Below are 16,757 nucleotides of genomic sequence, written 5' to 3' on the forward strand. Positions count from 1 at the left end.
GGTGGAGATGTTCGACGTTAATGAGTTCATCCTTAAAAAGGCCAAAGAGCTGGGCTTCGGTGACGTCGTGGTTCTGGGTTATGAGACCAACCGCAGACAGGTTCGCTTCGCCAACAACGAGATAACCGTGGCCAAAAACTGGCACGAGAGGAAGGTGGAGCTGTTCGTTGAGCTTGAGAAGCGCGTTGCCGGAACGAGCATCACCGAGCTGAGCGAGGAGAACATAGAGAGAACCTTGAAAACGCTCCTGAGCAACATGAAGGGCATGGCCCCCAAGGAGGACTACTACGGCATCGCCGAGGGGCCCTTCGAGTACAGAGATATTCCGGAGACCTTCGATAGGGCCATAGTCGAGCTGGACGAGCCGAACGAGTACGTTGAGAGGGCAATCAATGCGGCCCTTGAGGAAGGCGCCAAACGCGTCGCCGGTGTTCTCTACACCGACCACACCAGGCTTTACCTGACCACGAGCAACGGAGTTGAAGCCTTCGACGAGGGAACGGGGATAGAGATAAGCGTTAGGGCATTCATCGGAGACCTTGAGAGCGGCCACGGAACGAACTCCGTCAGAGTTCTCAAGAAGTTCGACCCCGAGAGCGCCGGAAGGAAGGCCGGTGAGATAGCTCGCCTCGCTCAGAACCCGGAGCAGGGACCGGAGGGGAGGTTTGACGTCATTTTCGACCCCCTCGCCTTCGCCAACCTGCTGAGCTACATGAGCTTCATGACCTCAGCTTACGCCGCTGAGGCTGGCTTTTCTTTCCTGGTGAACAAGCTCGGCCAGAGGGTGGCGAGCGAAATAGTCACCATTAAAGACGTCGGAAACATGCCCAACGGTTACGGAAGCAGGAAGTTCGATGACGAAGGAGTGCCTACGAGGGAAACGACCATCATCGAGGGAGGAACCTTCAAGACATTCCTGCTCAACACGAGCATGGCAAAGAAATACGGAACGGAAACTACCGCCAATGCGGGCCTTATAATGCCCCATGCATGGAACATCGTCCTTGAGCCGGGCGACTACACCAGAGAGGAGCTGTTCAGCGAGGTTAAGAGGGGAATCTACATCACCAACGTCTGGTACACGAGATTCCAGAACTACGTCGCCGGCGACTTCTCCACGATACCGCGCGACGGAATATTCCTCGTCGAGAACGGCGAGCTGAAGCCGATAAGGAACATCCGCGTGAGCGACAACTTCCAGAGGATCCTTGAAGGAATCAAGGCCCTCGGCAAGGAGAGCTACCACATCCACTGGTGGGAAGTTGACACGCCGGTCTCAACGCCCTACGTCCTCGTGGAAGACGTCGGCATAACGAGGGCGACGAAGTGATTTCCCCACTTTTCTTTTCGTGATGTACATTTTAGCCCATACCCCATTTTGGGGTACCCATCCTAAATTTCGTTTTTCAGCGGTAGTAATAGGCCGGAAAGATTACTCCGCCAGATGCCTCAGCTCCAGTGGCTCCCTCAGGGGGCCGACGCTGGCCAGCTTGAAAGCCGCGCCGATGCCGAAAAGGATTACAGCGAAGAGCAGTCTCGCTTCGCTCAGGCTGAGCCTATCCACGGCAAACCCGTAGACCGTGTAGAAAACCGCCATGACCATCGCGGAGAACATCATGTCGAGGGACAGAACCGTCGCCCTCTTTTCACTCGGTATCCTGTGCTGGAACTCGACGGAGACGTTGAAGCCAAAGGCCGTGTTAACGATAGTCGCGAGAACCCCGAGCAGGACAACAAAAAGCGGGTTCTGGAAGAGCACCGAGAGGGCTGTGAAAACTGGAATCGCGAGGGGCGCGGCTTCGTAGGCCCTCACGCTCCACTTCTTCCCCAGTCTAATCCCGATGAGCCGGGGGAGGGTTTTAATCAGGACCTCAACGATGCCGAGCAGTCCGAGGGTGTTCATGATGGTCGTCCCAAGGTCTCTTGCGAGTATTTCGCCGAGGTAGGGCTCAAAGAACTTGTGGAACTGGTTGATTGACATGCTCACAGCGATTGATACGAGAATCAGCGGAAGAAGGTCATTTCTGAAGAGCTCCCTGGCGGAATGGAGAACGTGAATGTGGTAGGAAACCTCGGGCCTCTTGAACTCGTACTCGGGTATTGATAGCGCCGTCACTAAGGCACCGAGTTCCATCAGTAGCGTCATGACGAGGGGCAGGGTGAAGCCGTAGAACTGGGCGAGGAAAGCGCCGATGGGAATCGAAAACGCGGAAGAAAGCAGCGTCAGAGTTTTAACGTCCTTCATGACCTCACGGTACCGCCCCTCCATGCCTAGATGCTTGAGGTTGTCGAAGAGCCATGCCTGAAGGCTTCCGCTCACGAAAGTGGCCCCGAGGGAAGAGACGACGGCGTAAGCTATGAGCATGGGGAAGTTCCGGAGAAAGATGAGGATGACCGTGCCAAGGGAGAAAAGCCCCATTCCAATCAGCACGCTGGTCTTTCTGCTCACCTTGTCGGCCACCACACCGGTCGGAACCTCAAAGAGAAAGAAGCCCAGCGCCGAGATTGCGCTCACGAGACCGATCTGGCCGTAGGTGATGCCCTTCGAGAGGTAGTAGATGACCGTGAGGTTCCCGATGAAGCCCGTGTTCATGAGGACGAAGAGGAGCCTGTACCTACCCAGCAGGTTCATCTCACCACCCTGGATAGGAGGTTGACCCTCCGAAGAATTTAAGGTTTTTGAGTGACGCAAAGGAAATAATCCCCGGCATTAAAGAACCGTGAGTCACATTATTCTCCGAAGCTTCCGGATAATTCCCCAAACCTGTGTAACAAGACGGAACAACCGAGAAAACGCTTAAAAACTTCTTCATGCAAATGAAATCGGGTGGTTGGGAAGATGGAGGCCATCGAAAACTCCCGGTTGAATAAGTTCCACTACACGCTTTTGGCTATCCTCGGAACGGTATGGGCGTTCATAGCCGTGAACACCATCTCGGCTGGATTCGTCATAGCCCTGCTCAAGAACGACCCGGCCTTTCAGGGAAGCCTGACGAAGCTCGGCTCCCTCGGCTCGGCCGCGCTCTTCGGCATGCTCTTCGGTGCCTGGCTCTTCGGCTACCTCGCGGACAGGATTGGACGCAAGAAGACTCTTACCCTCGCGGTTGCCACATTCTCCATCGGTTCGATAGTGAGTTCCTTCGCGGGAAACCTCGATGCTCTCATAGGCCTGCGCTTCATCGTCGGCCTCGGCCTCGGCGGCTCCTTGCCGGTCGCGAGCTCGTACTTCGCCGAGTTTATGCCCCGCTCGATAAGGGGCGCGATGATTTCGATCCTCGAGAGCTTCTGGGCGATAGGAACGATAATCATCGGCGTCGTCGCGGTTCTCGTAAAGGCCGACTGGAGGAGCATACTGCTCTTCGGCGGCGCGATATTACTCATCCTGCCGCTCCTTCTCACGCTCCCGGAGTCGCCCCGCTACCTGCTCATCAAGGGGCGCGTTAAGGAGGCTGAGGAGACCATCAGAAAGGTGCTCGGCGTGAGCGTCAAGCTTGAGGCCCCGAAAGGGGAAAGGAAAGCCTCGGTCGGAGACCTCTGGAGGAAGTACGGAAGGGTTACGCTCATGCTCACGATAGCCTGGTTCAGCATAGCATTCGCCTACTACGGCTTCTTCATCTGGCTTCCAAAGTTTCTGGCCTCGACTCTCGGAATCACCGTCTTCCGGAGCTTCCAGTACTTCATCATCACGGCGATAGCTCAGCTGCCTGGATACTGGAGCGCCGCTTACCTCCTTGAGAAAATCGGCCGGAAGAAGACCCTCTCCTACTACCTCCTGCTTTCTGGAATAGCCGGGATTGGCTTCTACTTCGCGGCAAACTCAGGAAACGAAACTGCAATAATCGCGAGCGCGGTAGCCTTCAGCTTCTTCAACCTCGGCGCTTGGGGAGCGATATACGCCTACACTCCGGAGCTTTATCCAACTGCTGTCAGGGGCACCGGAACCGGCTGGGCCGGAGCTATGGCGAGAATAGGCGGAGGAATCGCGCCGATCCTAGCCGGCAGGATAATGGAGCTGAGCGGGAGCGCCCTGGCTGTCCTCGTGATTGCGGTGGTGGCTATAATCGGCGCGCTGGACGTCTTAGCGTTGGGTGAGGAGACGATGGGAAGAAGCCTTACCTGAGCTTCTCCTTTTTCTACCCAAACAGCCCCAGGGCCGGAAGCAACGTTATCGCCATGCTCAAAAGTCCGCCGAGGATTAACGCCGGAACCGTCTGCTTTCTCCCTATGGCGAGGAGGTAGGCCGCCAGAGCGCCGGTCCAGACGCCGGTTCCGGGGAGCGGGATTGCCACGAATATCGTCAGTCCGATGAAGCCCCACTTCTCCACGTAGGGATGGGCCTTTTTCCTTACCCGTTCGACGTAATAGAGGTAGAGGTGGGCCACCTTTCTCAGAAAGGTTCCCTCAAGCCAGAGCATCAACCTGTCTATGTAGGGGAGCAAAGCGGGGAGGAGGAACGAGAGGAGCAGAACGCCGAGGGACGCGCTCAGGAGGGTTTCCCAGAGGGGATAACCCATGCCGATGCCGTAGACTATCGCATAGCGCCCCTCAAAGGTCGGAATAAGGGAAAGCAGGAATACTTCGAGAAAGTTATTCAACATCAAACACCCCCAGTTTCAGCTTCCTGATTACGAGCCTGTATACTGGAAGCCAAAGGTCTTCTGTTGCCCTAACTACTGCAAAAACCCATGGGCCGAGGAGTATCCCAAATAGGACATCACTAAACCAGTGAACATGAAGGAACAGGCGTGATACTGCAATTAATACGGCGTATCCCCACCAGAGAACGGCATATCTGGGGAAACGGATACTAAGCATGTATGCAAGAATTGATGCTCTTGTTGCATGACCAGATGGGAACGAGAAGTAGTCTGCATTTGCAATGGCTTGGGCGAAGGAAGTCTGAAGAGGGGTTTCTCCGGGGCGCGGTACACCTGTGATAACCTTTAGAAACCCAATGACAACCATTCCCGCTATGAGTGAGAGGAGGAACTCTAACGTTATGAGGGATAATTTTCTTCTTTCCTTGATATCCAGCCAAACAAACAGGAGAATATAAATTACAAAGGCAACAAAGCTTGCTGAGTTCGTGATTAATGTCATCCAGGATGTGTTTAAAGTTGGGATGGTTGCATTGATTTCAACGTTAGGATTGTTAAATACGCCGGTTACTTGAAGGAGCAGGACTCCAATGAGAATGACCGTGTGGAGCATGAACTTTCTGGTCAATTTTAGCATGGATGGAGAAAAGGGGGAGACCTAAAAAGCTTTTCTAAATCAGCCCCTCAGCGTAAAGCCCGTGGTAAACCTTGAGGAGCGCATTTTGAACCCTCTTTGGCCCGAAGGTCCTGACGGCCCTTCCAAGGCCCTCGTTGTAGATACGGCGCATTATGAAGTTCGTCTCGCGGTTGAGGTTCAGCTTCTCCTGGTTCTCGAGGTAAAGGCGCGCTATCTCCACCGGCTCGCGGTAGTTCAGGCCCTTAAGCCACTTGAGGGGAATTCCGTCCTCGAAGCGCTTGAGAACCTCGAAGCCTATTATCGTAACCTCGTCGTCGCCGTACAGCTCGCCGTAGATTTTGTTCAGCTCCCTGAGGAGCTCCCTGACGTCGGAGAAGCCGTCGAGTTTGGCGTCTTCGTTGGTGAGCTCCCTGACCTTCTTCTTCTCAACGCGGGTTATCCGGACCTTCGCTATGGCGGTGTCGCTTGGGGTTATCACGAGGTAGACCTCGCTCCCCTGCTTCGCCTCGTAGTCGCCGTAGCGTATCGTGGTGACCTTGTCGCCCCTGAGGATCCTCGACTTGTAGGCGGAGTCAATCAGCATGAACTTCCTTATCTGAACGCTCTTCCCCCTCCTCAAGGTTCAGCCCCCTGACTATATCCAGAATCTCATCCAAAGAGTTCACGGTTGAATCCGCGTATTCAAGGTATTCGAGCTCCCTGTCGGCATATTTACCGTATCTGAACCACACGGTTTTCATACCCACCTGCTTCGCCCCGTAGATATCGGAGTACAGCCTGTCTCCGACCATCACGGCCTCCCGGGGCTCCACTTTCATCTTCCTCAGGGCCTTCTCGAATATCTTCCGGTGAGGCTTCTTGACGCCGAGGTAGTCCGATATGAAAACCTCATCAAAGTACGCATCGAGCTCAAGCCGGAGGATTTTTTCCCACTGCTTTATCGGGTCGCCGTCGGTTATTATCCCGAGCCGGTAGCCGGCCCTCTGGAGATCGAGGAGAACCCTCCTCACGCCCTTAACGGTCCTGAGATACGCAAACTTGGTGTTGTGGTACGCTATGACGCCGGCGGCTACCCATTTCGGATTGCTGGGCAGGTCGAGACGCCGGAGCAGGTAATCGAAGTGCCTGCTGAAGTTGCTCCCGTACTCGGATATCAGCTCAAGGAGCTCCTGATAAGCGGTATCAAAGTCAACCGGAAGGCCATGGCGCACCATGTTCTCTATCGCGTTTCGGCGCGCCATCTCGGCCAGCCTGCTCGTGTCCACGAGCGTGTCGTCCAGGTCAAAGAACACGACCTTTATCATCCCTTCACCCACCGCAGTCTACTCGTTCGGGATATTTAACCTTTCGGGAGGGGGTTCATTTCTCCCTGATGTCGAGGAATGGCCCCTTCCGCTTCTTCGCCTCCTCTCGCGCCCAGCGCATGGCCTTGAAGTACTCGTCCTCGGCCATCAGCTCGTTGAGCAGGTCCTCCAGCTTCCAGGTGAGGGAGGTCTCGGTTGTCGTTGCAAAGATGACCCTGCCGATGTCGAGCGACTTAACGGTTCCTATGATGCCCTTCAGGGTCTCGTCCTCAACGTCGTGCATTATCACGAACTTCCTGAGGTGCCAGTAGCTCGAGCCGCTCAGCTCCTCCGCCTTATCAACCACCTCACTCACGACCCAGTCCCTGCAGTACTCCGGAACCTCAAAAACAGGGACCGGGAGGGCTTTCCGCAGTTTCTCCACCTCGTCCGGCATGAACCCGACAACCAGAATCCTGCCGCCCATCATATCAGCCCCTTGATTCTCGTCATGAGCTTCTCCATGGCCTCGCCAGCGGGACAGCGCAGGAAAACGTCGGCTATGGGCGTTATTCCGCTCTCCTCGGTGTTTATCTCGATAACCCGCCCGCCGGTTTCCTTCACTATCTGGGGGATGTATGCGGCGGGATAGACGACGCCGCTGGTGCCTATGACCAGAACAACGTCCGCCCTCTCGGCGAGCCTGAAGGCCTCGTTGAGGGCGCTCCTCGGGAGGGGTTCCCCGAACCACACGACGTCCGGCCGCAGGAGGGAGCCGCAGTCCGGGCATTGTGGGAGGTTCCTCTGGGCCAGAAACTCCTCCAGCTTTCCGCTCTCCTTGAGGTACTCACCGTAACCGCAGGAGGTGCACTTGACCCGGAAGATGTTGCCGTGAAGCTCGATGAGGTTCCCCGTTCCCGCCTCCCGGTGGAGGTCGTCAACGTTCTGGGTTATGACGGCCTTCAGAATGCCCATACTCTCAAGCTCGGCGAGGGCATAGTGGGCCCTGTTGGGCCTGGCCTTTCGTATCAGGTCCATGCGCCACCTGTAAAACTCCCAGACGAGGTATGGGTCCTTCCGAAAAGCCTCCGGGGTTGCGAGCTCCTCCGGTCTGTGCTTCTTCCACAGGCCGTTGAATCCTCTGAAGGTAGGAACACCGCTCTCAGCGCTTATTCCAGCACCAGTAAAAGCAATCGCAAACCTCGAACGGGCCAGGAGTTTTGCAGCCTCCTCTATCATGTTCCAACCTAGCTCGGATATCCTTAAAAATTCTCCCCACCGTTTAGGGCCCTCCAGCCCCCTCCCGAATAATCTTTGAAGCAGGATTCAAGTTTCCGTGCGAGGGTTTAAATTGTATTCATGCACACATTCGACCGGAGGTGAGAGAATGCCCATAACTGATGGAACCCCAAGGAAAAAGGTCACCACATCACACGGAAGGTACTACGCCGAGAGGCAGGCACTGGCGAGACGGAAGAAGCTAAGAAGGAAGGCCGCGCTGATACAGCTCATGAGGAAGCGGAAGGGGGTCGCGGCGATAAGGACGAGCACGATACGGGTTGAAAAGACCCACATCTCGAAGAACGAGGCGCTCGCCATACTCGTCGGTACCCAGATAGGGGCGGGTGTTCTCGGCCTGCCCTACGCGGCGAGCAAGGTCGGCCTCATCCCCGCACTGGGGGTTCTCACGGGTGTTATGCTCCTGATGCTCGCAACGGCGTTCATAGTTCTCAAGTTCTCGGCCGAGATGGGCGGAGCGCAGATGAGCACCATCGCCAACAGGACCCTCGGAAAGGCCGGCGGCTGGCTGATGTACCTGAGCATCTTTATAATGAGCTTCGGGGCCATACTGGCGTACATTGCCGGAATGGGAAGCGTCTTCGCGAGCCTCTTTGGCGTCACCGACACAGTCGGGGCGGCGATATTCTGGGTCCTCGCTTCCTTCGTCGTTTACCGCGGCCTCGAGGCGAGCGGAAAGACGGAGCTGATAATGAGCTACATCATGCTGGCGCTCTTCATAGGCGTCACTCTGATGCTCGTCCCCCATGCCGAACTCAGCAACGGCCTCTACACCGACCTCTCGGGACTGCTCAGCATCACCGGTGTGGCGATCTTCGCCCTCGGCTGCCACACGATAATCCCCGACGTTTACAAGGGACTCGGGAGCTACGAGGAAACCAAGAAGGTCATCGTGCTGGCCTTCCTCATCCCGACGGTCATCTACGCGGTCTTCATGGCGGCCTTCCTGCTGGTCTTCGGAAAGGAGACCCCGGAGATAGCCACGCAGGGACTCGAGCTGCTCTACGGGCACCTCGGCAGAGTAATCGGCAACCTCATACCGCTCCTCGCGATAACCACGAGCTACATAGGCATCGCACTGGCACAGCAGAGCAACACCGAGGAGTTCGTGAAGCTGAGGAAGCCCGTGGCGTGGGCCCTGACCGTCGTTCCTCCTGCCGCAGTGTACTTCGCAGGTGTCAGAAACTTCGCCGACGTGCTTGCGTTCGCGGGCGACACCGGCGACATGCTGGCGTTTATAGTGCTCCCAATCCTGATGTGGGTGGCGGCGAGGCTTCGCCGCTGACCCCTCAACCTTTTTAAACCGGTTCATCCCTGCCGCATTAGCTGCAGCAGGCTGTCCTTTTCTGTACACGTGAACACATGCGGTAAGATTTATATTCCCAGCGCTCAAATCCCCATCGAGGTGTTCCACATGGCTGAAGGATACAAAGCATACCGCGACAGGGTTATGGACTTCCTTGAGGACCACGAGAAGTGGAGGAAGCACACGATAAACCTCATTGCCAGTGAAAACGTGACTTCTCCGAGCGTCACTCGCGCGGTGGCGAGCGGTTTCATGCACAAGTACGCCGAAGGCTGGCCCAGGGCCCGCTACTACCAGGGCTGCAAGTACGTTGATGAGGTCGAGCTCATCGGTGTCGAGCTCTTCACCAAGCTCTTCGGAAGCGACTTCGCCGACCTGAGACCGATTTCCGGAACCAACGCCAACCAGGCGGTCTTCTTCGGCCTCACCCAGCCGGGCGACAAGGCCATCGTTCTCCACACCAGCCACGGCGGCCACATAAGCCACATGCCCTTCGGTGCCGCCGGAATGCGCGGCCTTGAGGTCCACACCTGGCCCTTCGACAACGAGGAGTTCAACATCGACGTTGACAAGGCCGAGAAGCTCATCCGTGAGCTCGAGCCCAAGATAGTCGTCTTCGGCGGCTCGCTCTTCCCGTTCCCGCACCCGGTCAAGGAGCTCGCCCCGGTTGCCAAGGAGGTCGGGGCTTACGTCATGTACGACGGTGCCCACGTTCTCGGTCTCATCGCCGGAAAGCAGTTCCAGGACCCGCTCAGGGAGGGCGTTGACATAATCACCGCCTCCACCCACAAGACCTTCCCCGGACCGCAGGGCGGTGTCATCATCTACAAGAGGTTTGGAGAAACCGAGGAGATTGCCAAGCTCCAGTGGGCCATCTTCCCGGGTGTTCTCAGCAACCACCACCTCCACCACATGGCCGGAAAGACCGTTACCGCGGCGGAGATGCTTGAGTACGGCCAGAAGTACGCGGAGCAGGTCGTCAAGAACGCCAAGGCCCTTGCCGAGGCCCTCGCCGAGGAGGGCTTCAAGGTCATCGGTGAGGACAAGGGCTACACCGAGAGCCACCAGGTCATCGTCGACGTCAGCGACCTCCACGAGGCCGCTGGAGGCTGGGCGGCACCTCTCCTCGAGGAGGCCGGCATAATCCTCAACAAGAACCTCCTGCCTTGGGACCCGCTTGAGAAGGTCGAGAAGCCGAGCGGCCTGCGCATAGGCGTCCAGGAGATGACCCGCGTTGGAATGATGGAGGACGACATGAAGGAGATAGCGCACTTCATCAAGCGCGTCCTCATAGACAAGGAGGACCCGAAGAAGGTCGAGCGCGACGTCTTCTACTTCAGGATGAACTTCCAGAGGGTTTACTACTCCTTCGACCACGGGCTCCCGATGAGGGAGTGATCTCTTTTCTTCCTTTTCACTGCAATCCCGTTTGAAGCGTTGGGAACCGTTAAAAGCTCCTGTGAGTATATTCTCCCGGTGATGCTTGTGAGGAAGGTAGTTCCCGTTCTGCTGATAGTCCTTCTGATTCCGGTCGGGTACTACCTTGCCTCATCGGGAAACGCCGCCAACGGTTCTCCGGATGGGAAAGGAACCCCCGATCTTCCCTCAAAGGACGAACCAGTAATCACAACGCCCCCTGAGAACCCCATGAAGCTCGACAGAACCGTTTACTCCCCCACCGACACGATGGTCATCACAATAACTAACGAGAACGACATCAACGCCACCACGAGCTACCACTTCAAGCTCTATAAACTGGAGAACGGAACGTGGAAGGAGGTTCCGGTGAACCTGATGTTCATAGAGATAGCCGTCATAATAGAACCCAGAAAAAGCTGGGAGCAGTGGGTGAACCTTGCGGACCTCAACCCCACGCCGGGCCACTACAGGATAGAGAAGATGGTCTCGTTTACGGAGCCGGTGAACAAGATGTCAATGACGACCCGTGCGTGGGCGGAGTTTGATGTGAACGGCTGAGGTTGGATGGACATATGAAGCGGGGCCCGCTGGCGGTCGTCGTGATTATCATCATCGTCTTTGCCATTTTCTACCTCGAAACGGCGGATGAAAACCGTCCCCGGGAAAACACAGTTGTCCCTCCGGTGGGGACAGTATCCATGATTCTCGATAGGGAGGTTTACCATGCCGGGGAAACCGTCACCCTCACGATAATCAACAACGGGAACGAGACGCTCCTCGTGGGCTCTTTTTACAGACTTTACCGCCTGGAGGACGATGGATGGCAGGAAATCGAGCTGGGTCTCACGTTCACGATGATCGGTTACATGATACCGCCCGGTGGCAACTGGACTCAGAGGATACCGCTGGCTATCATTGTGAAGGGAAAGAGTGCCTTTGGAACCCTCGAGCCCTGCCTCCGGGAAGATATCGCATAGAGAAAACCGTCACCATAGACAGCGGCCGGGATTGGAGCGGGAGTGACGAGATAAGGCTCTCGGCGGAGTTCGAGGTGGTCGGATGAGGTGGAAGATGGGCGCCGGAATCGTCGTCCTGATACTCCTCCTCTGGGGACTCACCGGACCGCACTTCATGATGAGCCTCGATAAGTCCACGTATTCCCCCGGGGAAGAGCCTGAACTAACGATAAGAAACGTCGGTCTAACGCCCGTCTACTTCGGCCAGGGCTACCTCCTCTACCGGTGGGAGAATGGGAGCCGGGTTGGGGTAAGAACTCCGTTTATCTTTATCGCCGTGCTCTACGACCTGCCCCCATTCCATTCCTGGAGGCAGAGTGTTGCCCTGAAATATCTGCCGGAAAACGAATCCCCGGGGGAGCCCCGTCCCTACCCTGACCTTCCTCCCGGGAGGTACAGGCTCGTGAAGGAAATCTGCGGCCCTCTCGTCGGCTGTAGAAAAGCGAGCGTGGAGTTTGAAGTGTCCGGTTAGCTTTGGCAAAACTTTTTATTCTCCTCCCACATACCGAACCCTCGGCTGAAGGAGGTGAAAAAATGAAGTTCTGCCCAAAGTGCGGTAACCTCATGCTCCCGGACAGGAAGAGGAAGGTATGGGTATGCCGCTCATGCGGTTATGAGGAGCCCTTTGACGAGCAGAAGGACCGGGAAAAGACTCGGATAACCCAGAAGGTCGAGCACAAGCCCGACGAGGGAATCATCGTCGTCGAGCAGGACGTCACGACTCTGCCGACCACCAAGGTCACCTGCCCGAAGTGCGGCAACGATACCGCCTACTGGTGGGAGATGCAGACGAGGGCCGGCGATGAGCCGAGCACCATATTCTACAGGTGCACCAAGTGCGGCCACGTCTGGAGGGCATACGAGTGAGGGAGCTTTCCGAGCTTGAGCGCGAAACCCTCAGGAAGCTCGCGGAGAAGGCCCTGAAGGAGCTTGAAGAGGCCTACAGGAGGACACCCGACACCAACAACGGAAAAGCTTATTTATTCCGCGGAAAAGAGAGGGTTAGGCTGATGCTCGATATACTGAAGGAGGGGTAAAGATGCCGTTCGAAATAGTTTTCGATGGTGCCAAGGATTTTGCCGATCTTATAGCCACCGCAAGCAACCTCATCGACGAGGCGGCTTTCAAGATAACCGAGGAAGGAATTGGAATGCGCGCGATGGACCCGAGCAGGGTCGTTCTTATCGACCTCAACCTCCCGGAGAGCATCTTCTCCAAGTACGAGGTGGAGGAAGAAGAAACTATAGGAATCAACATGGACCACTTCAAGAAGATACTCAAGCGCGGCAAGAACAAGGACACTCTCATCCTCAGGAAGGGTGACGAGAACTTCCTCGAGGTCACCTTCGAGGGAACGGCAAAGAGAACCTTCAAGCTCCCGCTCATCGAGGTTGAGGAGCTCGAGCTCGACCTTCCGGAGCTCCCGTTCACCGCCAAGGTCATCGTCCTCGGTGAGGTTCTCAAGGAGGCCGTCAAGGACGCTTCCCTCGTCAGCGACGCCATGAAGTTCATAGCCAGCGAGAACGAGTTCATAATGCGCGCCGAGGGAGAGACCAACGAGGTCGAAATAAAGCTCACCCTTGAGGATGAGGGACTTCTCGACCTTGAGGTTGAGGAAGAAACCAAGAGCGCCTACGGAATCAGCTACCTCGCGGACATGATAAAGGGCATCGGCAAGGCCGACGAGGTCATAATCCGGTTCGGCAACGAGATGCCCCTCCAGATGGAGTACCCGATAAGGGACGAGGGCAAGCTGATATTCCTCCTCGCCCCGCGCGTCGAGGACTGATTTCTTTCCCCTTTCATCCCATTTAGTCCGGCTGGTGGTAGCGTGGACATCGTCAAGCTCAGGGAACTGCTCGAAGCGGAGCTTTCATCGCCGGAACTGACGGAGCTAGACGGAGAGTTCTACGATGAGTTCGACAGCCTAATTAAAGCCCTAAAGCTCAGCGCGGAGAGCTCCCGCGAGAGGGGCGAGGACATCGAGGAGAGACTTTACCTTGCCCAGCTGGGAATAGCTGAGAAGCTCATGCGTGAGATAATCAAAATCAGGCTCCATAAAATCGTCGATCTGGCGGTCGAAGGAATCCCTGGCGAGCTGACGGCCGAGGAGAAGAAGATATTCACAGTTCTGAGGGCCTTCATTGAGCGTGAGGAACTTGCCGTTCCCGAGGTCACGGAAGAGAAACTTCCTGAGAGGGTCCCGGAGAGCCCGGCCGAGCCCTTGAAACGAACGGCCCCGAGCGAGGCGTACATAATCAAGGTTAATCTGCCGAAGATACTCGACCCTGAGCTGAGGGAATACGGACCCTTCAGGGCGGGCGACCTCGTCGTCATCCCCAGGAGCCTCGGGAAGGTTCTCATCGAGAGGGACGCGGCCGAGAGAATAAGGATCGCCCCGTGATGCCTATGTCCTTCTCCGTCTGCATGCGCGACTGCTACGACACATGCTCGATGGTGAGCGAGCTTAGAGATGGGAAACTAAGAGTTCGCGGTAATCCAGAGCACCCCGTTACGGCCGGATTCCTCTGCCCGAAGGGGGCACTTCTCCCCAGATGGTTCCACGCGGAGGACAGACTCAAAAGGCCGCTCATAAGGACGGGCGAAAAGGGGAGTGGGAACTTCAGGGAGACGAGCTGGGAGGAAGCTATTGAACTCGTTGCCAAAAAGCTGAGGGAGACGATCGAAGAACACGGAAGCGAGAGCGTCCTTGTCTATCAATACGCCGGCGACAGGGGAGTTGTTAACTACGCCTTCCCGCTCAGGCTCTTCCACTACCTAAACGCTTCGACCCTCGACTACGGAATCTGCGACAGGGCCGGACAAGAAGCACTTAAGGACGTCTATGGAACCGCCGTTGGGCTCGACCCGGAGGAGCTCAAAAACCAGAGGCTCCTCGTCTACTGGGGCATCAACGCTTTCTGGACGAACCTGCACGGCTTCACCTTCGCCAAAAAACACGGCCTCGAAATCTGGACGGTCGACGTCGTCAGAACCGAAACTGCCAAGCGCTCTCACAGGTTCTTCCAGATAAAGCCGGACACCGACGTTCTTCTCGCCTTGGGCGTTGCGAAGGTCATAATCGAGGAAGAACTCTACGACAAAGCCTTTGTCCGCGGGAACGTTTACGGCTTTAAAGAATTCAAGAATTATGTAAAAACACTATCGCTTGATTATGTAAGTGAGGAGACGGGCCTGAGCGTTGAAACGATAGAGACCTTCGCGAGGGAATTCGCCGAAAAGAGGGGCGTAATCCACATCGGCTACGGCTTTCAGCGCTCCCTGGCTGGAGGAGAGGCAGTGAGGGCGATAGCCCTTCTTCCAGCCCTGGTCGGCCACCGCTTTGGCTTCATCTACGACATGAAGACAATCGACAAGTCCTACGCCGAGGGGACCTTTCTGAGGACGAGGCCGGCCAAGAGAATCCCCCAGATGAAACTGGCCGAGTACATCGAGAGGGGCAAGATAAAGTTCCTCTACGTCTACAACTCCAACCCCCTCGCGAGTCTGCCAAACCAGAACCGGCTGAGGAGAGCGCTGATTGAGAACGACGTTTTCGTGGTCACCCACGACATCTTCCTCACCGACACGGCCCTGTACTCGGACGTTGTCCTTCCGGCGAACACCTTTTTCGAGCGCCTGGACATAGCAGACAGTTACTACCACCGTTATGTGGCTCTAAACGAGCCGGTCGCGAGGCTTCACGGAAAGAGCAACAGCGAGGTTACGCGGCTTCTCGCGAGGGCACTCGGCATTGATAACCCCTGCCTCTACGAAAGTGACGAAGAGGTCATAAGGAAGATTCTTGAGCTCAACGGACTGAGCTGGGAAGAGTTAAAGACCAAAGGCTTCATCAAAGTCCCGGAGAAGCCGAGGACGTGGGGAACGCCGAGCGGAAAGATCGAGTTTTACTCCCAGCGGGCGATTGAAAGGGGCTTAAGTCCGTTTCCAGAGTACAGGAAGTTCGAGGGGCAGTATCCACTCCGGCTCCTCACGCCGACCCACAGGATGACGATAACGAGCCAGTATCACAACACATATGGAATGATCGACCCGAACCTCTACATAAACCCGGCCGATGCTAAGGAGAGAGACATTGAAGACGGGGACACCGTCGAGGTATTCAACGACAACGGGAGCATCAGAACGGAGGCCAGGCTTACGGAAGACGTTCCGCAGGGGGTTGTGGTGCTCTACAAGGCCTTCTGGGTTAGGCTCCTCGGCTGGAACGCCAATTTCCTGACGGCCGATGAAACCGTAGAAAAGTATGGGAACGGCTCGGCGTATCATTCAACCTGGGTCGATGTCAGGAAGGTTTGAGGCAAAAATGGGCTTTTTCTTCAAGCTTTTCGACAATGCCTTTCCATTCTATCTCTCACTATGACAACCAATGATGGGCATTCTTTGCACGGCTATCCTTAGACCCCTTAAAATTCTTGGATATTCGACAAAGTTGATAGCGTTAGACGAACCGAAAGATTTATATATCCGAACCAGAGAGGTTTATAGTGAAGAAAACATAGAAAAATGAGGTGATGGAAGATGGTAGTGATAGGAGAAAAGTTCCCGGAGGTTGAGGTCAACACCACCCACGGCAGGATAAAGCTGCCCGACTACTTCACTGAGAAGGGCAAGTGGTTCGTTCTCTTCAGCCACCCGGCAGACTTCACCCCGGTTTGTACGACCGAGTTCTACGCGATGCAGAAGCGCGCCGAGGAGTTCAGGAAGCTCGGCGTTGAGCCGATTGGACTGAGCGTTGATCAGGTCTTCAGCCACCTCAAGTGGATGGAGTGGATCAAGGAGAACCTCGGTGAGGAGATAACCTTCCCGGTCATAGCCGACGACCGCGGTGACCTCGCCGAGGCCCTCGGCATGATCCCGAGCGGCGCCACCATCACCGCCAGGGCCGTCTTCGTCGTTGACGACAAGGGCGTCATCAGGGCCATCGTTTACTACCCGGCCGAGGTCGGCAGGGATTGGGACGAGATACTCAGGCTCGTCAAGGCCCTCAAGACCAGCACCGAGAAGGGCGTTGCCCTGCCGCACAAGTGGCCCAACAACGAGCTCATCGGCGACCGCGCCATCGTTCCGCCGGCCGGAACTGTCGAGGCCATCAAGGAGCGCGAGGAAGCCAAGGCCAAGGGCGAGATCGAGTGCTACGACTGGTGGTTCTGCCACAAGAAGCTTGAGTGAGCTTCT

The 16,757-nt window shown here is 56.2% G+C and carries 20 protein-coding genes; 13 read left to right on the top strand and 7 right to left on the bottom strand.

Going from position 1 to position 16,757, the window contains the following annotated elements:
- Positions 1 to 7 precede the first annotated feature (7 nt).
- Entirely contained in the window at positions 8 to 1,330 is a 1,323-nt protein-coding gene (locus tag FPV09_RS02230) for a TldD/PmbA family protein (protein WP_148882219.1), read from the top strand.
- Positions 1,331 to 1,432: 102 nt separating this feature from the next.
- Here FPV09_RS02230 and FPV09_RS02235 read toward each other — a convergent pair whose 3' ends face one another.
- The gene (locus FPV09_RS02235; protein ID WP_148882220.1) at positions 1,433 to 2,632 is read right to left on the bottom strand and encodes an MFS transporter; all 1,200 of its coding nucleotides are present in this window, start codon (positions 2,630 to 2,632) and stop codon (positions 1,433 to 1,435) included.
- A 207-nt stretch (positions 2,633 to 2,839) separates the two neighbouring features.
- On the opposite strand from FPV09_RS02235, the gene FPV09_RS02240 reads away from it, so the two are divergent.
- Positions 2,840 to 4,120 (top strand): MFS transporter, encoded by a 1,281-nt coding sequence (locus tag FPV09_RS02240; RefSeq protein WP_148883611.1) that lies wholly within the window; start codon positions 2,840 to 2,842, stop codon positions 4,118 to 4,120.
- A 13-nt stretch (positions 4,121 to 4,133) separates the two neighbouring features.
- Here the strand turns inward: FPV09_RS02240 and FPV09_RS02245 are convergent, their stop codons facing one another.
- Genes FPV09_RS02245 through cobB form a run of 6 tightly spaced genes read right to left on the bottom strand, consistent with a single transcriptional unit; the run spans position 4,134 to position 7,757 of the window.
- On the bottom strand, positions 4,134 to 4,595 hold the full coding sequence (locus tag FPV09_RS02245) for a COG2426 family protein (RefSeq protein ID WP_148883612.1): 462 nt from the start codon (positions 4,593 to 4,595) through the stop codon (positions 4,134 to 4,136).
- Positions 4,588 to 5,235, bottom strand: a complete 648-nt coding sequence (locus FPV09_RS02250; RefSeq protein WP_148882221.1) for a phosphatase PAP2 family protein — start codon at positions 5,233 to 5,235, stop codon at positions 4,588 to 4,590. The genes FPV09_RS02245 and FPV09_RS02250 overlap by 8 nt, the downstream gene beginning before the upstream one ends.
- Before the next feature lie 34 nt (positions 5,236 to 5,269).
- On the bottom strand, positions 5,270 to 5,818 hold the full coding sequence (locus tag FPV09_RS02255) for an ASCH domain-containing protein (protein ID WP_148883613.1): 549 nt from the start codon (positions 5,816 to 5,818) through the stop codon (positions 5,270 to 5,272).
- Positions 5,808 to 6,539, bottom strand: coding sequence for a TIGR02253 family HAD-type hydrolase (locus FPV09_RS02260; RefSeq protein ID WP_058937761.1), 732 nt, complete (start codon positions 6,537 to 6,539; stop codon positions 5,808 to 5,810). Before FPV09_RS02260 ends, FPV09_RS02255 begins: the two co-directional genes overlap by 11 nt.
- A 55-nt stretch (positions 6,540 to 6,594) precedes the next feature.
- Complete coding sequence (locus tag FPV09_RS02265; protein ID WP_148883614.1) at positions 6,595 to 7,005, bottom strand: DUF3783 domain-containing protein; 411 nt, start codon at positions 7,003 to 7,005, stop codon at positions 6,595 to 6,597.
- Positions 7,005 to 7,757: an NAD-dependent protein deacetylase gene (gene cobB, locus FPV09_RS02270; RefSeq protein WP_148882222.1), complete on the bottom strand. Its 753-nt coding sequence runs from the start codon at positions 7,755 to 7,757 to the stop codon at positions 7,005 to 7,007. Before cobB ends, FPV09_RS02265 begins: the two co-directional genes overlap by 1 nt.
- A gap of 148 nt (positions 7,758 to 7,905) precedes the next feature.
- On the opposite strand from cobB, the gene FPV09_RS02275 reads away from it, so the two are divergent.
- The 11 genes from FPV09_RS02275 (at position 7,906) to FPV09_RS02320 (ending at position 16,751) form a co-directional block, all read left to right on the top strand.
- The gene (locus FPV09_RS02275; protein ID WP_148882223.1) at positions 7,906 to 9,102 is read left to right on the top strand and encodes an aromatic amino acid transport family protein; all 1,197 of its coding nucleotides are present in this window, start codon (positions 7,906 to 7,908) and stop codon (positions 9,100 to 9,102) included.
- Between the two features lie 129 nt (positions 9,103 to 9,231).
- Entirely contained in the window at positions 9,232 to 10,521 is a 1,290-nt protein-coding gene (gene glyA, locus FPV09_RS02280) for a serine hydroxymethyltransferase (protein ID WP_148882224.1), read from the top strand.
- Between the two features lie 81 nt (positions 10,522 to 10,602).
- On the top strand, positions 10,603 to 11,100 hold the full coding sequence (locus FPV09_RS02285; protein WP_246112332.1) for an immunoglobulin-like domain-containing protein: 498 nt from the start codon (positions 10,603 to 10,605) through the stop codon (positions 11,098 to 11,100).
- A 14-nt stretch (positions 11,101 to 11,114) separates the two neighbouring features.
- Positions 11,115 to 11,519: an immunoglobulin-like domain-containing protein gene (locus FPV09_RS02290; RefSeq protein WP_148882225.1), complete on the top strand. Its 405-nt coding sequence runs from the start codon at positions 11,115 to 11,117 to the stop codon at positions 11,517 to 11,519.
- A gap of 82 nt (positions 11,520 to 11,601) precedes the next feature.
- The gene (locus FPV09_RS02295) at positions 11,602 to 12,030 is read left to right on the top strand and encodes an immunoglobulin-like domain-containing protein (protein ID WP_148882226.1); all 429 of its coding nucleotides are present in this window, start codon (positions 11,602 to 11,604) and stop codon (positions 12,028 to 12,030) included.
- Between the two features lie 62 nt (positions 12,031 to 12,092).
- Entirely contained in the window at positions 12,093 to 12,425 is a 333-nt protein-coding gene (locus FPV09_RS02300; protein ID WP_058937754.1) for a transcription factor S, read from the top strand.
- Positions 12,422 to 12,595 carry a hypothetical protein gene (locus FPV09_RS11920; RefSeq protein WP_168194715.1) on the top strand — a complete coding sequence of 58 codons (174 nt, stop codon included), beginning with the start codon at positions 12,422 to 12,424 and terminating at the stop codon, positions 12,593 to 12,595. Before FPV09_RS02300 ends, FPV09_RS11920 begins: the two co-directional genes overlap by 4 nt.
- 2 nt (positions 12,596 to 12,597) lie before the next feature.
- Positions 12,598 to 13,347: a DNA polymerase sliding clamp gene (locus FPV09_RS02305; protein ID WP_058937753.1), complete on the top strand. Its 750-nt coding sequence runs from the start codon at positions 12,598 to 12,600 to the stop codon at positions 13,345 to 13,347.
- A gap of 42 nt (positions 13,348 to 13,389) precedes the next feature.
- Positions 13,390 to 13,962: a DNA replication complex subunit Gins51 gene (locus FPV09_RS02310; RefSeq protein WP_148882227.1), complete on the top strand. Its 573-nt coding sequence runs from the start codon at positions 13,390 to 13,392 to the stop codon at positions 13,960 to 13,962.
- A gap of 5 nt (positions 13,963 to 13,967) precedes the next feature.
- Positions 13,968 to 15,878, top strand: a complete 1,911-nt coding sequence (locus FPV09_RS02315; RefSeq protein ID WP_148883616.1) for a molybdopterin-dependent oxidoreductase — start codon at positions 13,968 to 13,970, stop codon at positions 15,876 to 15,878.
- 222 nt (positions 15,879 to 16,100) lie between these two features.
- Positions 16,101 to 16,751 (top strand): peroxiredoxin, encoded by a 651-nt coding sequence (locus FPV09_RS02320; protein ID WP_148882228.1) that lies wholly within the window; start codon positions 16,101 to 16,103, stop codon positions 16,749 to 16,751.
- Positions 16,752 to 16,757 lie beyond the last annotated feature (6 nt).

Origin of the sequence: Thermococcus aciditolerans (genome assembly GCF_008152015.1) — an archaeon.
GTDB lineage: Archaea > Methanobacteriota_B > Thermococci > Thermococcales > Thermococcaceae > Thermococcus > Thermococcus celericrescens.